Source organism: Cellulosimicrobium sp. NPDC057862, from assembly GCF_042797035.1.
In the GTDB taxonomy this organism is placed as follows: domain Bacteria; phylum Actinomycetota; class Actinomycetes; order Actinomycetales; family Cellulomonadaceae; genus Cellulosimicrobium.
Genome location: NZ_JBHVMH010000035.1, coordinates 1 through 5,000, shown reverse-complemented (window position 1 = coordinate 5,000; position 5,000 = coordinate 1). Strand labels below are relative to the sequence as shown.

Genomic DNA, 5,000 nt, shown 5'->3' with positions numbered 1-5,000 from the left:
CACCCGTCCGCCGCTAAGTTATCCCCGAAGGAATAACTCCGCTCGACTTGCATGTATTAGGCACGCCGCCAGCGTTCGTCCTGAGCCAGGATCAAACTCTCCAATAAAGTGTTTGACTTGCTCATTTAAAACTTCTGGCGAGATCATTGCTGATCTCTTTATTGCTTTAATTCACTCGTTGTTCAGTTTTCAAAGATCAATCATTTCCGAAAGTTCTCTATCGAAAACTCTCATTTCTTGTCGTCCGTTGTCTCAGCGGCGACTTTTATAATATATCACATTGCCGTTCTTAGTGTCAAGCACTTTTTTTGAAGTTTTTTGTCGCACCTTTCAGTGCTTCTTCAATTTTATGCTCCGTTCGGAGCGGCGAGATTTAATTTACCATAGAATCAACAAGGAAGTCAACAACTATATCACTGTTAATTTTATACATACCAATAAGAGCACGCCTGGGATCCCTAACAGCACCGCCGTAGCCATCGTCGTTGGATTAAGTGGAATATGAGGCCCACTGATAAGTCCGCTGTAATTGACAACATATATCGCCACCGCTGCAATGATAATCTGGCCAGCGAATATACTGAGCCAACGCCAGGTTAGTCGATACTTCAATAAGGTGTAAGTAAGAAGCAGCAAAGAAACTCCGAGCAGGATTGCCAATATGACTTTCACCATCATCCCTCCTATGCGTTCAACATCAATACACTCAATTGAATTCGTTTCGCTTTCTTAATCAGCATGTCATATCGCTTCTCTGTTGCTTCAAGCAGGTAGATCGCATAATCAATCTCATCGGCTTCCGTCGCTTCTTGAAATAATGCGTGCGCATTTTCCCACTCCCGTTTAGCAACACAGATCTCTCTATACAACAGCATCTTCTCGGATACCGTCTGTTCCATTAACACCCTCGCATCCCGATTCCACCATTTCCACCAAGCCATATAAGCCCCTCCTTGTCCACCATACGAATTTTCGGTATTCGAAACATAGGAGACACACCCCCTACATACCGCTATCCCATTCATATCAACGGAAGGACAAACTTAGAACCTAAACAAACAAAAAAAGCTCTATTAACATAGAGCTCTTCATTACAGTACTCGTGATTTAGTTAATTTCTCTTCGCCCTTCAAGCGCCTTGGACAACGTCACTTCGTCCGCATATTCTAAGTCGCCGCCAACAGGCAGACCTCGTGCAATCCGCGTAACTCGAATACCAAAAGGTTTCACCAATCTCGATAAATACATCGCCGTGGCTTCCCCTTCTACATTCGGATTTGTAGCCAGTATTAACTCTTGCACGCGTTCATCACTCAAACGGTTCAATAGCTCTGCAACGCGAATCTGATCAGGTCCAATCCCCTCCATCGGCGAGATCGCACCGTGCAGCACGTGATAATAGCCGTGGAATTCTTTCGTCCGCTCCATCGCCACGAGATCTCTCGATTCCTGAACGACACAGATTGCAGAATGATCCCGGCTTTTATCCTGACAAATTCGACACGGATCTACGTCCGTAATATTGCAGCAGACCGAGCAAAAGTGCAGATTGCGCTTCACATTTACGAGTGCCTTCGCAAAATCAATAACATCATCTTCCTTCATCCGCAGCACATGAAAAGCAAGCCTTGCCGCCGTCTTCGGCCCAATGCCCGGCAATTTGGTAAAAGCATCGATTAATTTAGCAATCGGTTCAGGATAATGCACTGGCAGTGTCCCCTTCTACACTCCTCAAAAACAGAAACAGCTGCATCATCCTTCATGGAGAGCAGCGTTCCTGCGAGAATTAATATTTATTCGTGGTTAATTAGAACAAGCCAGGGATTTTCATACCGCCTGTAAATTTACCCATATCATCATTAGCCATGTCTTCTGCTTTTGTAAGCGCGTCGTTCACAGCTGTCATTACAAGGTCTTGAAGCATTTCGATATCTTCTGGATCTACAACCTCAGGTTTAATAGCAATGGACAAGATCTTCTTATGACCATTGACTTCAACGGTTACTGCACCGCCACCGGAAGTACCTTGAATTGTTTTTCCGCCCAATTCTTCTTGGGCTTTCAACATTTGCTCTTGCATTTTCTTCACTTGTTTCATCATTTGGTTCATATTGTTCATCGTTTTCAATCTCCTTTAACGTATAATATCAAATTTCAATTTACTCATCTTTGATCACGACAAGATCTTCACCGAACATCTCAATCGCTTGATCAACCCATGATTCTGAAGAATTCTTATCGGCTGCCGCCGCGGTTACACCTTCTTCAGGAACGAGCTGCAATTCACCAGCCGTCTCCGCTTGATCGGTAACAACGGAATTCCAGTCCTTCAGCATCATCGTAATTAACTTATACGGTGCGCCGAGCACTTCCTTCATCACACGTTCAATCACATCGCGGTTGGCCTGTCTTTCTGTTGTCTCCCGATGGATCGTATTCTTAAACCCTACGAGTACAGCATCCTCGGTCGCAGAAACAGGTTCCCCATCCATGAACCAAGCATGTATGGTGACTTTCTCTTCTTTGACTCGTTGCAACACTCGACCCCACTGAGACCGAATCTGCACGAACGAGGCCGTATCCTTACCGGCAATGTACTGATCCATCTTGGGTGGTATCTTCGCAACAATCGATGTGCGATTCGCGGAACTCGCTCCTCCTCGTCCCGTATTGCCTCGAGAAGAAGAGCTCTCAGCGTTCGTCGCAGCGGCACCTGCACCGGACTGCAACAGTTGCTCCACTCGTTTCTCGAGCGTTGCGACTTGCTGTTCTAACTGCTTGATTAATGCTACATCCGCCGTACTCATGGACGCAGCCGTCGATGATTTCACACCACCCGCAGGTGCTCCTTCATGCATGGTACAAATTTTAAGCATCGCCACTTCGAATAGTGTCTGCGGATTCGTGGCATATTTCATTTCCACTTGGTATTGGTTCAAGATCTCGATCGTTCGAAATAGCTGCTCTGCTTGGAACGCTTCGGCAGTTACCCGGATCCGCTCTGAGTCCATCAGGCGTTCAGTCATACCATCTGCATGCGGGACCATCTTGACCATCAATAAATCGCGGAAATAATAAATAAGATTCTCTACACACTTGTCAGCACTCTTCCCATCTTGCATGAATCCCTCAATTGCCGTCAAGATATACGCAATATCATGTCGACGTATGGCTTCTGCCAGATCAGCAAATTGGTCGGAAGGAATACCGCCTGTAATATCCATCACTTGTTGGTAGGTAATCTGTCCATCCGTAAACGATGCCGCTTGGTCTAGCAGGCTTAACGCGTCACGCATCCCGCCATCCGATAGCCTCGCAATGTAAGATAGAGCATCTTCCTCCGCAGAAACACCTTCGCGCTCACATATCTTCTGCAAATGTTCGACTTGTTCCTGCAAAGATACCCGGCGGAAATCAAATCGTTGGCAGCGCGACAGTATCGTCGCCGGCAATCGATGAGGCTCTGTTGTCGCTAGAATAAACATGACATGCGCCGGAGGTTCCTCTAGCGTCTTAAGCAGCGCATTAAACGCTTCTGTTGTTAGCATATGGACTTCATCGATAATATAAACCTTGCACCGCACTTCGGTCGGGGCGTACTTGACCTTTTCTCGCAAGTCTCGAATTTCATCTACCCCACGGTTCGATGCAGCATCGATCTCAACCACGTCCATGACAGAACCGGCCGTAATCCGAATACAAGCATCGCATGTGTTACAAGGTTCAATACTCGGGCCATGCTCACAGTTAATCGCCTTCGCCAAAATTTTTGCAGTACTCGTCTTCCCTGTTCCGCGAGGGCCGCTGAACAAATAGGCATGGGAATACCGCTGTTCGCGCAGCGCGTTCTGAAGTGTCTGAATAATATGTTTCTGTCCCACCATGTCTTGGAACGACTGCGGTCGCCAAGCACGATATAACGCTATATGAGCCATCGCAGTTACCTCTTTCAACATGTCGCTGTACATAAGCTATATTACCACAACATTATCAATGTTTTCGAATACTTCGTCCTCAAAAAGAGGGTTGATCACATTATACTACATCAACTTCCGCAAAAAATAGCCCTTCTCCTTGGAAAGGGCGCCGTTTCATGCTAAGCTTCTAATTTTCTCGGTACGGTCTCGCCATGATAGGGGATCGACACGGTAAATGTCGTTCCGAAGCCTTTGGAGGATACGCGAATAACGCCGCCGATATCATGGATAATACGTTGACAGATCGATAGTCCGAGTCCAGTGCCTTCTTGTTTGGTTGTAAAAAATGGATCGAAGATTTTGTCGATCATAAACGCCGGAATCCCTGGACCTGTATCATGAATCTCAATGCATATGCGTTGCGCCGAATCCGTCCGAACGGAGATGGATAGCAATCCGCCGTCCACCATCGCTTCGATCCCATTCTTACATATATTGAGAAATACCTGCTTCAAAAGTTCGCGGTCGGCAACAATCTGCGGTACAGGACCTGTGTCATCGAAGACAACGGCTACATCGTACAGAATGGCTTCATTACTGACGATTGGCAGCATTTCATTGATGATGGTATAGACATCCACAATGTCATACGACACGTGCTTAGGCTTGCTGAGCAATAAAAATTCACTCACTAAATCATTAATTCGGTTCAGCTCATTCAGCATGATCTCCGTATACCCGTGCTCTTTCTCCAAGCCTTTATCCTGCATCGTCTTTTTGAACATCTGCAGAAATCCCTTGATCGAGGTAAGCGGATTGCGAATCTCATGCGCTGTCCCCGCGGCGATCTGCCCGATCATTGCAAGGCGATCACTTCGATTCACTTGCTCCTCTAAGGATCTAAGATTCGATACATCCTTGAAAATAACGTAAGCTCCAACGATGTCGCCTTCCTCATCCCTTAGCACGTTCGAGTCCATAAGCAGCTCGTACCGGTCCTGATTATTCATCCAAGACATCGCGTGATTGCGTACAATGACGCCATCTAAGATGGCACGTTGAACCAATTGATGCTCTAACGGC

The 5,000-nt window shown here is 46.4% G+C and carries 6 protein-coding genes and 1 rRNA gene (1 of these 7 running past the window's edge); all 7 read right to left on the bottom strand.

From position 1 onward, the window contains the following. Window positions 1-107: ribosomal RNA gene (locus tag ACFVN3_RS20690) — 16S ribosomal RNA — on the bottom strand (it extends 1,438 nt beyond the left edge of the window). 301 nt (window positions 108-408) lie between these two features. Next, on the bottom strand, window positions 409-675 hold the full coding sequence (locus tag ACFVN3_RS20685; protein ID WP_378234846.1) for a pro-sigmaK processing inhibitor BofA family protein: 267 nt from the start codon (window positions 673-675) through the stop codon (window positions 409-411). Between the two features lie 8 nt (window positions 676-683). Continuing rightward, window positions 684-941: a DUF2508 family protein gene (locus tag ACFVN3_RS20680; protein WP_378234844.1), complete on the bottom strand. Its 258-nt coding sequence runs from the start codon at window positions 939-941 to the stop codon at window positions 684-686. Between the two features lie 166 nt (window positions 942-1,107). Next, window positions 1,108-1,707 (bottom strand): recombination mediator RecR, encoded by a 600-nt coding sequence (recR, locus tag ACFVN3_RS20675; RefSeq protein ID WP_152395678.1) that lies wholly within the window; start codon window positions 1,705-1,707, stop codon window positions 1,108-1,110. A 100-nt stretch (window positions 1,708-1,807) separates the two neighbouring features. Continuing rightward, window positions 1,808-2,119 carry a YbaB/EbfC family nucleoid-associated protein gene (locus ACFVN3_RS20670; protein ID WP_378234843.1) on the bottom strand — a complete coding sequence of 104 codons (312 nt, stop codon included), beginning with the start codon at window positions 2,117-2,119 and terminating at the stop codon, window positions 1,808-1,810. A 40-nt stretch (window positions 2,120-2,159) separates the two neighbouring features. Next, entirely contained in the window at window positions 2,160-3,968 is a 1,809-nt protein-coding gene (dnaX, locus tag ACFVN3_RS20665) for a DNA polymerase III subunit gamma/tau (RefSeq protein WP_378234842.1), read from the bottom strand. Window positions 3,969-4,096: 128 nt separating this feature from the next. Then, window positions 4,097-5,000, bottom strand: a 904-nt coding sequence (locus ACFVN3_RS20660; protein WP_378234841.1) for an ATP-binding protein, incomplete at its 5' end; no start/stop codon positions are given.